The 16146-nt window shown below is 74.0% G+C and carries 15 protein-coding genes; 10 read left to right on the top strand and 5 right to left on the bottom strand.

Annotated features, from left to right (window positions below; all coding sequences use genetic code 11):
* Positions 1–57: 57 nt before the first annotated feature.
* Entirely contained in the window at positions 58–1038 is a 981-nt protein-coding gene (locus ACIP4Z_RS22050) for an RNA polymerase sigma-70 factor (protein WP_401310515.1), read from the bottom strand.
* A complete protein-coding gene (locus ACIP4Z_RS22055) occupies positions 1035–1967 on the bottom strand; it encodes an NAD(P)-dependent oxidoreductase (RefSeq protein ID WP_355337763.1) in 933 nt (310 codons plus the stop codon). The genes ACIP4Z_RS22050 and ACIP4Z_RS22055 overlap by 4 nt, the downstream gene beginning before the upstream one ends.
* Before the next feature lie 166 nt (positions 1968–2133).
* Between ACIP4Z_RS22055 and ACIP4Z_RS22060 the strand changes: the two genes are divergently transcribed.
* From ACIP4Z_RS22060 to ACIP4Z_RS22080, 5 genes are all read left to right on the top strand, one after another.
* Positions 2134–2310, top strand: a complete 177-nt coding sequence (locus ACIP4Z_RS22060) for a hypothetical protein (RefSeq protein WP_401310518.1) — start codon at positions 2134–2136, stop codon at positions 2308–2310.
* Positions 2311–2326: 16 nt separating this feature from the next.
* Positions 2327–3283 (top strand): pseudouridine synthase, encoded by a 957-nt coding sequence (locus tag ACIP4Z_RS22065; RefSeq protein WP_401310521.1) that lies wholly within the window; start codon positions 2327–2329, stop codon positions 3281–3283.
* A 186-nt stretch (positions 3284–3469) separates the two neighbouring features.
* A complete protein-coding gene (locus tag ACIP4Z_RS22070; RefSeq protein WP_401310524.1) occupies positions 3470–5146 on the top strand; it encodes a PP2C family protein-serine/threonine phosphatase in 1677 nt (558 codons plus the stop codon).
* Positions 5143–6291 (top strand): B12-binding domain-containing protein, encoded by a 1149-nt coding sequence (locus ACIP4Z_RS22075; protein WP_401310527.1) that lies wholly within the window; start codon positions 5143–5145, stop codon positions 6289–6291. Before ACIP4Z_RS22070 ends, ACIP4Z_RS22075 begins: the two co-directional genes overlap by 4 nt.
* Complete coding sequence (locus ACIP4Z_RS22080; RefSeq protein WP_401310530.1) at positions 6288–6698, top strand: STAS domain-containing protein; 411 nt, start codon at positions 6288–6290, stop codon at positions 6696–6698. Before ACIP4Z_RS22075 ends, ACIP4Z_RS22080 begins: the two co-directional genes overlap by 4 nt.
* 79 nt (positions 6699–6777) lie before the next feature.
* Here the strand turns inward: ACIP4Z_RS22080 and ACIP4Z_RS22085 are convergent, their stop codons facing one another.
* Positions 6778–7578, bottom strand: coding sequence for a VOC family protein (locus tag ACIP4Z_RS22085; RefSeq protein ID WP_355337751.1), 801 nt, complete (start codon positions 7576–7578; stop codon positions 6778–6780).
* A gap of 338 nt (positions 7579–7916) precedes the next feature.
* Here ACIP4Z_RS22085 and ACIP4Z_RS22090 point away from each other — a divergent pair, with 338 nt between their 5' ends.
* Positions 7917–8132 (top strand): hypothetical protein, encoded by a 216-nt coding sequence (locus ACIP4Z_RS22090; protein WP_188279703.1) that lies wholly within the window; start codon positions 7917–7919, stop codon positions 8130–8132.
* A gap of 114 nt (positions 8133–8246) precedes the next feature.
* Here ACIP4Z_RS22090 and panD read toward each other — a convergent pair whose 3' ends face one another.
* Entirely contained in the window at positions 8247–8669 is a 423-nt protein-coding gene (gene panD, locus ACIP4Z_RS22095; protein WP_401310534.1) for an aspartate 1-decarboxylase, read from the bottom strand.
* A 222-nt stretch (positions 8670–8891) separates the two neighbouring features.
* Here panD and ACIP4Z_RS22100 point away from each other — a divergent pair, with 222 nt between their 5' ends.
* From ACIP4Z_RS22100 to ACIP4Z_RS22115, 4 genes are all read left to right on the top strand, one after another.
* Entirely contained in the window at positions 8892–9104 is a 213-nt protein-coding gene (locus ACIP4Z_RS22100; RefSeq protein ID WP_188279701.1) for a heavy-metal-associated domain-containing protein, read from the top strand.
* 92 nt (positions 9105–9196) lie between these two features.
* A complete protein-coding gene (locus ACIP4Z_RS22105) occupies positions 9197–11482 on the top strand; it encodes a heavy metal translocating P-type ATPase (RefSeq protein ID WP_401310537.1) in 2286 nt (761 codons plus the stop codon).
* Positions 11483–11510: 28 nt separating this feature from the next.
* A complete protein-coding gene (locus tag ACIP4Z_RS22110) occupies positions 11511–12692 on the top strand; it encodes a winged helix DNA-binding domain-containing protein (protein WP_401310540.1) in 1182 nt (393 codons plus the stop codon).
* Between the two features lie 132 nt (positions 12693–12824).
* Positions 12825–13538 (top strand): rhomboid-like protein, encoded by a 714-nt coding sequence (locus ACIP4Z_RS22115; protein WP_401310543.1) that lies wholly within the window; start codon positions 12825–12827, stop codon positions 13536–13538.
* Here the strand turns inward: ACIP4Z_RS22115 and ACIP4Z_RS22120 are convergent.
* Positions 13522–16134, bottom strand: a complete 2613-nt coding sequence (locus tag ACIP4Z_RS22120) for a D-alanyl-D-alanine carboxypeptidase (protein WP_401310546.1) — start codon at positions 16132–16134, stop codon at positions 13522–13524. The genes ACIP4Z_RS22115 and ACIP4Z_RS22120 overlap by 17 nt on opposite strands.
* Positions 16135–16146 lie beyond the last annotated feature (12 nt).

Here is a 16146-nt window from a genome sequence, read left to right on the forward strand (position 1 = left end):
CGGCACGGGACGACGGAGACGGGACGACGGGGGCGGGACGGCGAGGGCGGAGGGGCGTTACGGGCGGCGGGCCGCGTTCCACTCGCGGTAGACCGCCCACGCGTCCCCGACCGGGCCCAGGTGCCCGAGCTTGTCGGGGTTGCTGACGGAGTTGATCATCTGGATCCGGCCGTCGAGCACGTCCAGCGTCCACACGTTGAGCACCTTGCGGTCGCGGTCGCGGAAGATCATGCCGGGCTGGCCGTTGATCTCGTGGGCCTCGACGGTCACGTCGATGCGGAAGAACCAGGGCAAGGTTGTGGCGAGCAGGCGCGTCACGTTCTCGACGCCGTTGATGGCGCGGGCGAACTGCGGGGTCTTGCCGCCGCCGTCGCCGACGACCTGGACGTCCGCGGCGAGCACGTCGCGCAGGGCCTCGACGTCGCCCTCGCGCAGCGCGTCGAAGAACCGTCCCGCCAGCCTCTCCCGCTCCCGCCGGTCGGCCTCGAAGCGCGGGCGGCCCTCGTCCATGTGCCGCCTGGCGCGTACCGCGAGCTGACGGCAGGCGGCCTCGGAGCGGCCGACGGCGGAGGCGACCTCGGGGAAGCCGAAACCGAAGACCTCGCGCAGCACGAAGACGGCGCGCTCCAGCGGGCTGAGCCGCTCCAGCAGCAACAGGGCGGCCGTCGAGACGGAGTCGGCCAGTTCCGCCGAGCGCGCCGGGTCGTCGTAGGGGTCGGCGAGCAGCGGCTCCGGCAGCCACTCCCCCACGTACTCCTCGCGCCGGAAGCGGGCGGAGCGCAGCACGTCGATGGAGACGCGGGTGACGGCGGCCGACAGGTACGCCTTGGGCGAGGCGGGCGAGGTCCCGGCGGCCTCGTAGCGCAGCCAGGTGTCCTGGACCGCGTCCTCCGCCTCGCTCACGCTGCCCAGGATCCGGTACGCGATCGAGAACAGCAGCGGCCGCAGGTCCTCGAACTCCCCCGCCCGCGCCGCACCGGACCGTGCCCCGTCAGACCGTGCCGAACCCTGCCCCTGCCGCGCATCCGCCCGCGTCACTTCAGCCCCTTCTCGAACCCCTCGCGCCACGACGAGTAGCGCGGCTCCCAGCCCAGTTCCCGCCGGGCCTTGGCATTGGAGAAGCCGCGGCCCTCGGTCATCATCGTCACCGCCACCTCCCCGGCCAGCAAACGGGCCAGCCACGCGGGCACCCGCATCGGCCGTTTCGCGCCCGCGCACCGGGCCAGATACGGCAGCCACTCGGCGGCCGGCGCCGGTTCGTCGTCGACGACGTTGAACAGGCCGGTCGCGCGCCGCTCGACGGCCAGGGCGGTGGCGCTCGCCGCGTCGTCCAGGTGGATCCACGAGGTGTGGCCCGCGCCGGCGCCGACGAGCGGGAGCTGCCGCTTGCGCAGGAGTTCGACCATGTCGTCGGTGACGCCGGGGCCGTAGAAACTGCCGTAGCGCATGACCGCGCCGCCGAAGTCCGCCACCACGTCCTCGACGTGCCGGATCGCCCGCATTCCCGCCTGCGCCGCCGTCCCCTCCATCAGGTCGAGCGGGTCCTGTTCCGTCTTGACCCAGCCGCCCTCGCGGACGCCGTTCCAGGAGGCGTAGCCCTGGGCGACGACGTGGCGCACGCCGGTCGCCTGGGCCGCCGCCAGCAGGTGGTCGGTGCCTTCGGTGCGGAGCCGGATGGTGGGGGCGAACCAGCGGTCCATGTGCTTGAGGTCGGGCTTGCCCGCGTGTGCGGTGGCGATCGCCGTCATCTGGTGCACGATGACGTCCGGCCGCGCCGTGGCCACCGCCTCGCCGACCGACGCCGCGTCCAGGCCGTCCATCACGACGCCGTCGGCGCCCAGCGCCTTCAGCGAGTCCAGTTTGGCCGCGCTCGTCGTGGTGGCCGTCACCTGGTGGCCCCCGTCCACGAGCAGCGGCACCAGCCGCCGCCCCAGTACCCCGCTCCCGCCTGCCACGAACACCCGCATGACCGCCACCGTCCTCGCGTTCCGGTCGGCCCCGGCTCATCGCGGGGCTCTCCCTCACGGGACGGGACAGCGCGGACGCCTGTGACACGCGAGGGACGGTGCGGGTGTGCGAGGTGTGCGGGGGAATGTCAGTGCGGCTTGATAGGGATCTTGATAGGGATGGGGCATGACTGAGCGTGTGACGATCCATGACGTCGATCGAGGGCTGCCGTCGATCGCGGGGCTGCGGGATGTGTGCCGGGCGTCGGCCGCGTTGGAGATCGTGCGGTATCCGGGGGCGGGGGAGGTTCGGGGGGACGGCCGGGGGGAGCTGGAGCGGATCGGCTACCCGGTCGCGCGCTGACGGGGGGGGCGGGGACATGGCACGCAGGGGCGGGCGCAAGGCGCCGCCGTCGCCGTTGGCGCAGCGGGACGGCGTGGACCCGGTGCGGCTGCGGCTGCCCGGCGGGGGCGGGGAGCCGCCGACGGTGGCGGCGTATCTGCTGGAGCGGTACGCGGGGGCGGTGGGCGCGGAGCGCGTCGGGGCGATGCTGGCCGAGGGGCGTTTCGTGACCGCGGACGGCGGTCCGGTGACGGCGGGGACGGCGTACGAGGCGGGCGCGTACGTATGGTTCCACCGCGATGCGGCGCCGGAGACGGCCGTGCCGTTCGAGGTGAGGGTGGTGTACCGCGACGAGCGGATCGTGGTGGCGGACAAGCCGCACTTCCTGGCGACGACCCCGCGCGGGCGGCACGTCACGGACACCGCCCTGGCGCGGCTGCGGCGCGACTGCGGGCTGCCCGAACTGTCGCCCGCGCACCGGCTCGACCGGCTGACGGCGGGCCTGGTGCTGTTCGTGGTCCGCCCCGGGGACCGGGGCGCGTACCAGACGCTCTTCCGGGACCGGCGGGTGCGCAAGGAGTACGAGGCGGTCGCCGCGTACGACCCGCGGGTCGAGCTGCCGAGGACGGTACGGAGCCGGATCGTGAAGGAGCGCGGGCGGATCGCGGCGTGGGAGGAGCCGGGGCCGCCGAACGCGGAGAGCCGGGTCGAACTGCTGGAGCGGCGCGGTGCGCGGGGCCGCTACCGGCTGCTGCCCGCGACGGGCCGTACCCACCAGTTGCGGCTGCACATGAGCGCGCTCGGCCTGCCGCTGCTGTACGACCCGGTGTATCCGCGGGTGCTGCCGGAGCCCGAATCGGAGGGCGGCCGGGAGGACTTCACCCGGCCGCTGCAACTGCTCGCGCGGGTGCTGGAATTCACCGATCCGGTGACCGGACGGGCGCTGCGGTTCGACAGCGCACGGGAGCTGGCGGCGTGGCGCGAGGCCCTGTGACCGGTCGGCCACGCTCCGGTGGGCTGGTTGCGGGGCCGCGGGGAAGTACGGGATGGTTGCTGGACGGCAACGGTCTTCTGGTCGCCGTACGCAACTGTCCCCTAGTCGATGAGGTGAGGGATTCGCTCAGCGGATCCTGAATGTGTGGTTGGTTCCGTCACGACGGCAGCCGGTGCGGACGCACCGGTGAGCGTTTCGAGGAGCGACACTCCGTACCCCCTGCTGGCGCCCTACCCGGTGCTCGTGGTCGAGGCCGACGGCAGGCTGATACTCGCGAACGAGGCGGCGGGGATTCTGCTGCCGGGGGCCGGGAAAGGGGTGGCGCTCGCGGACGTGGCGCCACCGTGGCTGTCGCGGGCACACGAAACGCTGCACGCGCCGACGGAGGAATCCCCGGGCACGGACGTGGCCGCCACCGCTGACGTGGACGTTGCCGCGACCGCTGACGTCGACGTGGCCTGGGGTGCGGTCGGCGGGCGCACCTTCGAGGCGCATCCGACGGTGCTGGCCGACGGAAGCGCCGTGTGGTGGCTGGTCGAGGACACCGACCGGCGGCTGGCGCGCGAGGCGTTGCGCATGGAACGCGAGCGCACCGAATTCCTCAGCCGTTCGTCCAACCTGCTGCTCTCCTCGCTCAACCTGGACCGGTGCATGGACGTCACCGCGCAGATGGCCGCCGAGCACCTGGCCGACGCCGCCATGGTCATCGCCCCGTCGCGGGCGAACCGGCTGCCGGTGGTCTTCTGTGTGCGCGGCGGCAGCCCCTCGCAGTCGCACCTGGGCGTCGATCCGGACGAAGTGCCGGGGCTCGGCGAGGCGTTGCGCGGCTTCCCGCCGGTGCCCTCGCGCTGGCTCGACCCGGCGACGGCCCCCTCCTGGCTGGTGCCCGAGGGCTTCGGGCCGGTCGGTTCGATAGTGATCACCCCGCTGCCGGGGCACGGGGTGTCGGCGGGCGCCCTCGTCCTGCTGCGGCGCTCGGAGACCGACGCCTTCACCGAACGCGAAGAGGTCTTCGCCCGGCTGTTCGCCGCGCGCGCGGGCGCCGCCATGTCGGCGGCCCGGCTGTACGCGGAGCAGTCGGCGATCACCGAGGTCCTGATGCGGGAACTGCTGCCGCCGTCGCTGCACCAGGTCGGCGGGGTGGACTTCGCCGGCGGCTACCGGCCCTCGCAGGACCACGAGCGGATCGGCGGGGACTTCTACGACGTGCACCCGTCGGTGACCGAGGGCGAGGCGTCGCTGGCGGTGCTGGGCGATGTGTGCGGCAAGGGCCTCGAGGCGGCCGTGCTGACCGGCAAGATCCGCAACACCCTGCACGCGCTGCTGCCCATGGCCGACGACCACCAGCGGATGCTCAGCCTGCTGAACACGGCGCTGCTGAACTCCCACCACACCCGCTTCGCGACGCTGATCCTGGCCTCCGCGCTCCGCGACGGGCACCAGGTGCGGCTGCGGCTGACCAGCGCGGGGCACCTCGCGCCGCTGATCGTGCGGGCCGACGGCGAGGTGGAGCAGGCCGACACCAAGGGCACCCTGGTCGGCGCGATCCCCGACGCCGTCTCCCGGACCGTCACGCTGTCCCTGGCGCCCGGCGAGACCTGCGTGCTGTACACGGACGGGATCACCGAGGCGCGCGGCGGCCCCCTGGGCGGTGCGCTGTTCGGCGAGAAGCGGCTGCGGCGTGTGCTGTCGGAGTGCGCGGGCATGCCCGCGGAAGGAATCGTGGAGCGGGTCCAGATGCTCGCCGCCGAATGGGTCGGCACGGGGCGTCACGACGACATGGCCGTCGTCGTGATCTCCGCGCCCCGGACGCACCACCTGAGTGCGGTGAACGGCCGTACTCGGGGCAGGTACACAGCGTGAGCACCGACACCGAGCCGACCGCACCCTCGTCGCACTCCGCGTCCTCGCCGCCCGCCCCGCCGTCCGGAGCCCGCTCCGGACCTGATCAGGGGCTCGGGCGGCGCGTGACGGAGCTGTGGGAGGCCGTCGCGCACGGCGACGAGCACGCGGCGGCCGGTGTGGTGCTCGGCGCGCTGGACACGGGGGTGGACGCGGAGAGCGTGCTGCTCGACGTCATCGCGCCCGTGCAGGGCAAGGTGGGCGAGGAGTGGGCGGCCAACCGGCTGAGCGTCGCCGAGGAGCACGCCGCCACCGCGATCAACGACCGGGCGGTGGCGGCGCTGTCCCTGCACCCGGCCGCCCGTACCGAACCCTGGCGGGGCAGGATCACGGTGGCCTGCGTCGAGGGCGAGTGGCACGCGCTGCCCGCCCGGATCCTCGCCGAGGTGCTGAAGCTGCGCGGCTGGCGCGTCGACTTCCTCGGCGCCCAGGTGCCCACCCCGCACCTCATCACCCACCTGCACCGCACCGCGTGCGACGCGGTGGCGCTCTCCAGTTCGCTGGCCACCCGGCTGCCGACCGCGCACGCGGCGATCACCGCGTGCCAGGCCGTCGGGGTGCCGGTCCTCGTCGGCGGCGCCGCCTTCGGCCCGGACGGCCGGCACGCGCGGCTGCTGGGCGCCGACGCCTGGGCCCCCGACGCGCGTACGGCCGCGGAGCGCCTCGCGCGCGGCCCGCTGCCGCGCCCGCAGCCCGAGCACCAGCCGATAGACGATCTGCCGCACCTGGCCGACCAGGAGTACACGATGGTCGCGCGCGCCCGTACGGCCCTGGTGCGGACCGTCTTCGGCGGGCTGGAGGCCGCCTTCCCCGCGATGCGCGCGTACAGCGAACTCCAGCGCGAGCACACCGCGCAAGACCTCGCGCACATCGTGGACTTCCTCACCATCGCCCTCTACACGGGCGACGAGGACCTCTTCGCGGACTTCCTCACCTGGACAGCGGGGATTCTCGCCGCCCGCGGCGTTCCCGCGCACAGCCTGCCGCCCGCGCTGCGGATCCTGTCCGACGAGCTGAAGGACTTCCCGCGCGCGGTCCGGATACTCCGGCTCGGCACCGACTGTCTGACCTCGTCCGCACTCACCACCGCCAGGACCACCGCATGACCACGATTCCCCCGAGCCATCTGCGGCTGACGGCCGTCGACACCCAGACGACCGTGCGGATCGAACTGCACGGCGACCTCGACTACGACAACGCCGACCGGCTGCTGGCGGTCGTCAGCGACAAGATCGCCGACAATCCGCACCTGGCGGACCTGCACCTGCACTGCGCCGGGCTCGGCAGCACGGACTCCAGCGGGCTCTCGGCGCTGCTGATGATCCGCCGCCGCACCGACGAGGCCGGTGTCCGGCTCCACCTGGACGACCGGTCCCCCGCGCTGGAGCGGCTGCTGACGATCACCGGCACGCTCGCCCATCTGACGGCGCTCCCCGCGACCGGGGCCGGTGCGGCGGAGCCGTCCGCCGCCGAGCAGGCCGCCCCTTCCACGGGCCAGGACCCGCGGGCCTGAGGGCCGCGCGGGCCGGGCACGCTGTGGCGGCTTTGCGGGAGGCTGTAAGGGCTTCGCGGGCTCTACGGGCCGTACGGGCTCAGGACGTCATCGAGGCCGCCGGGGTGAGCACGGCGAAGAACGCGCCCTCGGGGTCGGTCAGCAGGGCGAGGCGGCCGACGCCCGCCATGTCGGTGGGGGGCAGGAGGGCCGTGCCGCCGCCCTCGGTGGCCCTGGCGACGACGGCGTCGCAGTCGTCGACGCCGAAGTAGGGCTGCCAGTAGGCCGTACCGGCGGGGAGCAGGTCGGGGCCGAGCTGGAGGATGCCGCCGTGCGAGCCGTCCTGGCCGCCGCCGGAGCGGGACACCACGGTGTAGACGTCGGCGGACGCGTCGCCGGGCAGCGGCATGTCCTCGTAGTCCCAGGCCAGGACCGCGGCGTAGAAGTCCTTGGCGCGCTGGGCCCGCGGTGTGTACAGCTCGGTCCAGCACAGGCCCCAGGGGCCGACGTGGTCCAGGCCCTTGTTGGTGCCGGGCTGCCAGACGCCGAATTCGCCGCCGGTCGGGTCGGTGTAGGAGGCGAGGCGGCCCTGGTCGAAGACGTCCATCGGCGGCACCCGTACGGTGCCGCCGTTCTCCTCGACGGCGGCCGTGGTGGCGTCGGCGTCGGCGGTCTCGAAGTAGACCGTCCAGGCCGGGTGGGCGCCGGTGTCCTGGAGCGGGCCCAGCGCGGCGACCGTCGCGCCGTCCCGCACGAAGGTGCCGTACCCGCCGGACGCGGGGCCGCCCGGTTCGAATTCCCAGCCGAAGAGCGAGCCGTAGTACGCGGCGGCGGCCGTGGTGTCGCGGCTGCCCAGGTCGATCCAGTCGGGCGCGCCGGGCACGTAGTCGTTGGTGAGCATGGGTGCCTTCCTCCTGGAGCTGTCGTGCGGTGGCCGGGCGGATCGGAGGCGTCGGGCGGATCGGAGGCGTCGGGCGGATCAGGGATGCCGGGCGGATCGCAGGCGCGGGGCGGATCGGGTGGGTGCCGGGCGGATCGGGCGGGTGCCGGGCTTTTTGTCCGATTGGGACGCAGTGTCCTCTCTCACACCCAGCATGGCAGCCGGTCCCGACAATCGCCGTTCGTGCGCAGGTCACCGCCTTGGCGGGTGAAACGGAAGGCGCCGTGCCGCATCGACACGGTCACGCGCGGTGTTTAACGGATTCGGGATTGTCAGTGCCGCCGTCTACTGTGGTTCACATGTACGGGGGAAGTCTCGATCAAGCGAACGCGGCCCTGCGCGCTTATGTGCAGGAGCACGGCGACCGGCCTTGGACGGCCGAAGAGCTCACGGAGCTGGCGCGGCTGCGCGCCGAGTGGACCGCCGCCGCGCGGGGTACCCAGATGCCGATACGCCCGGTCCAGGGCCCGGCCGTCGGCCCGGTGAGCGGCGCGGCGGTCGTCACCGCCGCGTAACGCTCACCGTCGGACACACGGGGCGCGACGCGTCACGAGCGGTCCGCGAACATTCCGCGAACACCCCGCGATCAGCGAGCGGGCCCCGGCACATCAGTGATCCGGCTTCGGCCGTCAGACCCGCGCCACGGCGTGCGGGGGGCGGAGCGTGTCCGCGCCGGGGGTGGGCTCCGACGGGTCGCCGCCGACCGTGATGATCCGGTTGTCGGCGTCCACATGGACGACGGCCGGGCGCAGCGCCCTGGCCTCGGCGTCCTCGACCTGCGCGTAGCTGATCAGGATGACCAGGTCTCCGGGGTGCACGAGGTGGGCGGCGGCGCCGTTGATGCCGATGACGCCGGAGCCGCGCTCACCCTCGATGACATAGGTCTCCAGCCGGGCGCCGTTGGCGATGTCGACGATGTGGACGAGTTCGCCGGGCAGCAGGTCCGCGGCGTCCATCAGATCGGCGTCGACGGTCACGGAGCCCACATAGTGCAGATCCGCCTGGGTCACGGTGGCCCGGTGGATCTTCGACTTGAACATGGTGCGCAGCACGCTGCCGCCTCCTGGTGAAAGAGCTGGTCGCGTCCCTGCCACGGGTACGCGCCGACGCGTCCAGCCTAGGCGAGCGCCCGGCGCGCCGGGAGCGGCGGGGCGCCCGGAGTGCCGAAGATCTCAGCTTCGTGGAATACCCCTAGGGGGTATATGGTTGTTCCCGGCGGACGGAGAAGCACGTCCGCACAAGCAGGCACGCACGCACGTATCGAGGAGAACACCATGAGCGAGGCCGTCTACTCCGTGTCCGGGATGAGCTGCGGTCACTGCGAGTCCGCGATCACCAAGGAGGTCACCGCGATTCCCGGTGTCACCTCCGTCAAGGCGGTCGCCTCGACCGGTCTGCTGACCGTCGCGTCCGAGCAGCCGGTGGACGACGAGTCGGTGCGCGCCGCCGTGGACGAGGCGGGTTACGAACTGGTCGGCCGCGCCTGACCAGCGCTTCGCGGCCTCCACGGCGGGGGCCGGGGGCAGGGGCCGGGCGGCGGGAAAGGTACGACGGGGACACGAGGGGAGCGGGAGTGGCCATGACCACGGCGGCGAAGGACGGCGGGACGGCGGCGGCCGAGCAGGCGGTCGAGCTGGAGATCGGCGGCATGACGTGCGCGTCCTGCGCCGCGCGGATCGAGAAGAAGCTCAACCGGATGGACGGCGTCAGCGCCACCGTCAACTACGCGACCGAGAAGGCCAAGGTGGCGTACGCCGAGGGAGTCGCGGTCGGCGATCTCATCGCGACCGTCGAGGCCACCGGGTACACCGCCGCGCTCCCCCCGCCCCCGCTCGCGCCCCCGGCCGACGCCGACGGGACCGCCGCCGGCCCGGCGCGCGACCCCGAATCGGCCTCCCTGCGGGAGCGGTTGATCACCGCCGTCGTCCTCGCCGTGCCGGTCGTCGCGCTGTCGATGGTCCCGGCGCTCCAGTTCGACAACTGGCAGTGGCTGGCGCTGACGCTCGCCTCGCCGGTCGTGGTCTACGCGGGCTGGCCCTTCCACCGCGCCGCCTGGACGAATCTGCGGCACGGCGCCGCCACCATGGACACCCTGGTGTCGGTCGGCACCCTCGCCGCGTACGGCTGGTCCCTGTGGGCGCTGTTCTTCGGCGACGCGGGCATGTCCGGCATGAAGGACTCCTTCGACCTCACCGTCTCGCGCGGCGGCGGCAGCGGCCACATCTATCTGGAGGCGGCGGCCGGGGTCACCGCGTTCATCCTGGCCGGGCGGTACTTCGAGGCCCGCGCCAAGCGGAAGGCGGGGGCGGCGCTGCGCGCGCTGCTCGAACTGGGCGCCAGGGACGTCGCGGTGCTCCGCGACGGGCGGGAAGTGCGCATCCCTGTCGGCGAGTTGGCGGTCGGCGACCGCTTCGTCGTACGCCCCGGCGAGAAGATCGCCACCGACGGCGTCGTCCGCGACGGGGGCTCCGCCGTCGACGCGTCGATGCTCACCGGGGAGTCCGTACCGGTCGAGGTCGGGCCCGGCTCGCGGGTCACCGGCGCCACCGTCAACGCGGGCGGGCGCATCGTCGTCGAGGCCGAGCGGATCGGCGCCGACACCCAACTCGCCCGTATGGCACGGCTGGTGGAGGACGCGCAGAACGGCAAGGCCGCCGCGCAGCGGCTCGCCGACCGGATCTCGGCCGTCTTCGTGCCCGTGGTGATCGTGCTGGCGCTCGGCACGCTCGCCTTCTGGCTGCTGACCGGGGAGGGCGCGACCGCCGCCTTCACCGCGGCCGTCTCCGTCCTCATCATCGCCTGCCCGTGTGCGCTCGGGCTCGCCACGCCGACCGCGCTCATGGTCGGCACCGGGCGCGGCGCGCAGCTCGGCATCCTCATCAAGGGGCCCGAGGTGCTGGAGTCGACGCGGGCCGTCGACACGGTCGTGCTGGACAAGACCGGGACGGTCACGACCGGGTCGATGACGCTGACCGGGGTGCGTGTGTCGGGAGCCGAGGAGGCCGACGTCCTGCGGCTGGCGGGCGCGCTGGAGGACGCCTCCGAGCACCCGATCGCGCGGGCCGTCGCCGCCGGGGCGCGCGAGGCGGCTGGTGAACTGCCGCCGGTCACGGACTTCGAGAACGTCCCCGGCCTCGGTGTGCGCGGTGTCGTCGAGGGCCACGAGGTGCTGGTCGGCCGCGAGCGGCTGCTGAGCGGGCGCGGGCTCGTCCTGCCCGCCGACCTCGCCGAGGCCAAGGCGGCGGCCGAGGCGCACGGCGGCACGGCGGTGGTCGTGGGCTGGGACGGGCGGGCGCGGGCCGTGCTCGTCGTCGCCGACGCCGTCAAGCCGACGAGCGCGGAGGCCGTACGGCGGCTGCGGGCGCTCGGCCTGCGGCCGATGCTGCTCACCGGGGACAACGCGGCCGTCGCGGCGGCCGTCGCCGCCGAGGTCGGCATCGACGCGGCCGACGTCTTCGCGGATGTCCTCCCCGAGGACAAGGTCGCCGTCGTCCGGCGCCTCCAGGCCGAGGGGCGCAGCGTCGCCATGGTCGGCGACGGTGTGAACGACGCCGCCGCGCTCGCCCAGGCCGACCTCGGGCTCGCGATGGGCACCGGCACCGACGCCGCCATCGAGGCCGGGGACCTCACCCTGGTCCGCGGTGATCTGCGCGTGGCCGCCGACGCCATCCGCCTCGCGCGGCGCACGCTCGGCACCATCAAGTCCAATCTCTTCTGGGCCTTCGGCTACAACGTCGCCGCTCTGCCGCTGGCGGCGGCGGGGCTGCTCAACCCGATGATCGCGGGCGCGGCCATGGCCTTCTCCTCCGTCTTCGTCGTGGCCAACAGCCTGCGCCTGCGCGGCTTCCGGCCGCTGAGCCGGTAGTGACGGCGGGGCGTGTGAGCATGAGGTCATGAGCGGAACGCGGCGGCGACAGGTCGGGAACGAGGAGCGGCGGGGGCGGCTGGTGCGGCGGCAGCTCCGGGCCGTGGGCACCTGCGAGGAGGTCGCCGACGCGCTCGTGGCGCTGCACGCGACCGATCCGGCGACGGTGTTCCTGACGGTGGCGGCGCGGCTGCGCGAGCCGGGCGACGGCGTCGGGGCGCTGGAGGAGGCGCTGTACGGGGAGACCGGGTCGCTGGTGCGGATGCTGGCGATGCGGCGCACGATGTTCGTCGTGGGCCGGGCGGCGGCGCCGGGGGTGTACGCGGCGGCCGGGCGGCAGATCGCGGCGAAGGAGCGCAAGGGGCTGCTGGCGTTCCTGGCGGAGGGCGGCGGCTGGGGCGAGGCGTGGCTGGAAGACGTCGAGGCGCGGGTGCGCGCGGCGCTCGACGCGCACGGCGAGACCAGCGGCGCGGGGCTGTCGAAGCTGGTGCCCGAGCTGCGCGAGCAGGTGCTGGTGGCGGCGGGCAAGCCGTACGAGGCGCGGCAGAACGTGGCGAGCCGGATCATCAGGACGATGGCCGCCGAGGGCCGGATCGAGCGGCGCAGGCCGGCCGGGTCGTGGACGAGCAGCCAGTTCCGGTGGGCGAACGCCGAGCCGCTGCCCGACGTGCCGGTGGCCGAGGCGCGCGCGGGGGTGGTGGAGGCGTGGCTGGGGGCGTACGGGCCGGGGACGGCGGCCGATCTGAAGTGGTGGACGGGCTGGTCGCTGACGGAGGTGCGCACGGCGCTCGCGGCGGTCGGCGCCGAGGAAGTGCTGCTGGACGGGGACGCCGTCGGCCACGTACTGCCCGGTGACGCCGGGCCGTCGGCGGACGCGCCGCCGCCCGCCGCGACGCTGCTGCCCGCGCTGGACCCGACGCCCATGGGGTGGCAGGAGCGCGACTGGTTCCTGCCGCGCGAGCACCGGACGTCCCTCTTCGACCGCTCGGGCAACGTCGGGCCCACCGTGTGGTGGGGCGGCGAGGTGATCGGAGGCTGGGCGCACCGCGCGGACGGCACTGTCGCCTGGCGGCTGCTGGCCGACCGGGGCGCGCGGGCGGCGGACGCGGTCGAGGCGGCGGCGGAGCGTCTCACCGCTTTTCTCGCGGGCGGCGGTGTGACGGTCACACCGCGATTCCGCACCCCTTTGGAGCGCGAACTGTCCGCGTGACCCGGCCGGGACCCGCGCACCGGGCCGGGACCCGCGCACCCGGCCGGGACCCGCGCACCCGCTGGACTCGGTAGGCCGCGCTTACGCGCGGCGCGGCCGTATAAACCTCGCTTTCCGGACAGAATCCGGAGCGTGCATCTCCCCTCACGCCTCTCGCGTGTCACCCGCGCCGTGGCCCGCGCCGTGTGGGCGTACATCCGCAGCGCCCCCGGCACGTACATCTGGCTGGCGATCCTGTTCTTCACCACGGTCGCGATCCACCGGATGGCGCCCGCCACGGTGGACGACTTCCTGCGGCTGCGGTCGACGAACATCCACAATCTGTCGAGCCAGCCGGTCCGCGCCCTGGTGCGCAGCGCGCTGTGGACCGACGGCGGCGGATGGCTGCCGTACGTGCTGCTCTACACGGTCTTCCACGCCACCGCCGAGCGCTGGCTGGGCACCTGGCGGTGGCTCGCGGTCGTGCTGATCGGGCACGTCGCGGCGACGTACATCAGTGAGGGCGTGCTGCTGTGGGCGATCCGGCACGGGCACGCGCCGCAGTCGGCCGCCGAGACCCTCGACGTGGGCGTCAGTTACGGGCTGGCGGCGGTCGAGGCGGTGCTGACCTGGGCGGTCACGATGCCCTGGCGGTACCTGTACGGCGCCTGCGTGCTGCTCTTCTACGGGCTCGCGCTGGGCGAGGGCCGCACCTTCACCGACGTCGGGCACTTCACGTCGGTGCTGCTCGGCCTGGCCTGCTACCCGCTGACACGCGGACGGCCGGGTCGGATCGACCCGGCCGCCGCGTACCGGAGCCTGCGCGGTGCCGCCCGCGGGCGGCTCGGGGTCAGCCGACCCGGGTGAGTTTCGTGCCGAACGACGGCTCGCTCAGGTCGGACTGGAGGACGACCGGCACCGTGGTGCGGGCCGAGCCGGTGCCGAAGCCGATCGTGCCCACCTCGGCGCCGGACGTCGCGGTGTGCGGCAGCCCGTCCTTGAGGGGGGTCAGCGACAGCGTCGTCCTCAGGCCCGGCCAGCCGACGGCCTTCAGGTCCTTGCTCGCCACGACCGGCGTGTGACCGCCGAGCCCGTCGTCCACATAGCCGACGACCTCGCCCTTCTTCACTATCGTCGACGACGTCAGGCCGCCCTGCACGGAGTTGATCAGCTTCTGCGAGTTGACCAGCGCCGCCTGGAGGCTGTCGTAGACGGTCGTGCCGCCGCGCTGCTGGAGGACGACGCCGAGGATCAACTGGTCCTTGCCGTCGACCTTCTTGTTCGCCGCCCACATCAGGGCGCCGCCCGCGGGGGTGCTCGAACCGGTCTTGATGCCGATCACACCCACGTTGACCAGGTCGTTGTTGTTGTTGTAGATCGTGCCGACGCCGGGGATGTCGATGTTCGGCTGCGCGACGACCGACCGGAACACGTCGTTCTTCATGACCTCGCGGGCCAGCTTCAACTGGTCGACGGCGGTGCTCCGCGTGGTCTCCTCGAAGCCGCTCGCGCCGGTGTACGTGGTGTTGGTCATGCCGAGGTCGGCGGCGGCCTTCGTCATCTTCGTGACGAACGCCTCCTGGGTGCCGGAGTCCCAACGCGCCAGCAGGCGGGCGATGTTGTTGCCCGAGGGGATCAGCAGCAGTTGCAGCATCTGCCGCTCGGTGAACTGCTGGCCCTTCTTGACCTGCGCGGTCGACTCGTCGCTCGAACTCGCCTCGTCGGCCGCCTGCGCGTCCACGGGGATCGTCGGACCGGTCTGCTTACCCGTCAGCGGGTGGTCGCGCAGGATCAGGTACGCGGTCATCACCTTGGTGACGCTCGCGATCGGCACCGGGGTCTGCGCGCCGTGCACGCCGAGCGAGCCCAGGCCCTCGACCTCGGCCACCGACTGGCCCTGCGACGGCCACGGCATGGACTGCGGCAGCGGCGTGCCGTCGAAGGTGTACGACGAGGCCGCGGTCAGCGCCATCGACGGCGCCGGCAGCGGGCGCAGCGCCTGCACCACGACGAACACGATCGCCAGCAGCACCACCAGCGGGGTCCAGATCTTGAACCGGCGCGCGACCGTCCGCAGCACCGTCTGGCGCGGCGGCGGGGTGTTCGTCAGCTCCGCGAGCAGCTTCAGCGGCGCCTCGGGCTCCGGCGGCACGGGCATCGACCGCGTCCCGTCGGGCCCGGCCGCCGCGCCGTCCGGCGAGGCCGCCGTGGGGGTGCCGATCGCCGACGGGCTCCCGGCGTACGGGGGCAGCGGCGCGCCCCCGGCGGGCTTCGGCGGGGCGGACGGCTGCCCGATCGGGCCCGCGGCCGGACTCTCCGAGGGCTTCACGGGGCCCGTACGCGGCTTGGCGGACGCCGGGGGCGGCTGGGGCGCCTCATAGGGCGCGGAGGCGCCAGAGGGCGCGTTACGGGCTCCTGAGACGCCTTCCGCGCCCTGCGCCGCCGGGCGCTCGGCGGGGAGATCGGACACAAGCGGGCGCAGGACGGAGGCGCTCCGGGCGCCGGGGCCCTTGGGGGCGTTGTCCTCGGAGGCGGCGTCCTCGGGGGCGCTCTCGGGGGCGTCCGTGGAGGTGTCCTCGGAGGTGTTCCTGGACGCGGAGCTGTCGGAGTCCTCCGGAGCGGCGTCCTCGGCGTCACCGGCAGAGGGCGCTGCGTCCGCCACGTCGTCGGCGGCGTCGGTCGAGGTCGCGGGGGCGGCGTCCTCGGGGTCCGCGGGGTCCGCGTCCTCAGAATCCTGACCGTCGCCGGAGGGCGGGGCCGCGTCCGATACGTCGCCCGGTACGTCGTCGGCGTCGGCGTCGGCCTCGGTCACGGCCTCGGCGCCGTTCACGCCGTCCGCGCCCTCGGCGTCGTCCACGCCGTCCCCGTCTGCGCCCTCAGCCGTACCGTCACCTGCCGCAGAGCCGCCGGCGGTGGTGCCGGCGCCCAGCAGGCCCCCGCGCCCCCCGACGCGCAGCACGGCGGTGTGCTCGTCGCGCTCCGCCGCGGGCGGCCCGGCCGGCGCGGAGTCTTCCGCTTCCGGACCCGTTTCGGGGTCCGGCCCGTCCTCGGAGGCTTCCCCGGCGGCGGAATCCGGGTCCTGGAGGTCACGATTCGGTTCCGCTTCCGGAGGCAGGACCTCCGGGGTGCGGGGCGCGGGCGGCGCCGTGGACGTAGCCGCGTCGGAGGATTCGTCTACGGCCGCTACGCCGTCCGGCGTATTCGCCGTGGAGGCGGCGGAGGAGGCGGCGGCCGGGTGGGGGCGTGCGCCGGAGCCCGCGGAGTCCGCCGATTCGGGGGGCGCGGAGGGGACGGCTCCGACCGCGGCGCCCGCGTGCTCCTCCCGTACGCCCTCCGCCACGCGTGTCCCGTGCCCCTCGGTGGGCGCCCGGAACACCACCAGCCTCGGATCAGCGGTCGACCGCTCGACCGCCTCCCCCGACGTGCTCTGCCGCTGTTCCCTGCCGGGGGACTCGCCCGCCACGCAGACCTCCTC

Origin of the sequence: Streptomyces sp. NPDC088910, from assembly GCF_044749865.1 — a bacterium.
Classification (GTDB): domain Bacteria; phylum Actinomycetota; class Actinomycetes; order Streptomycetales; family Streptomycetaceae; genus Actinacidiphila.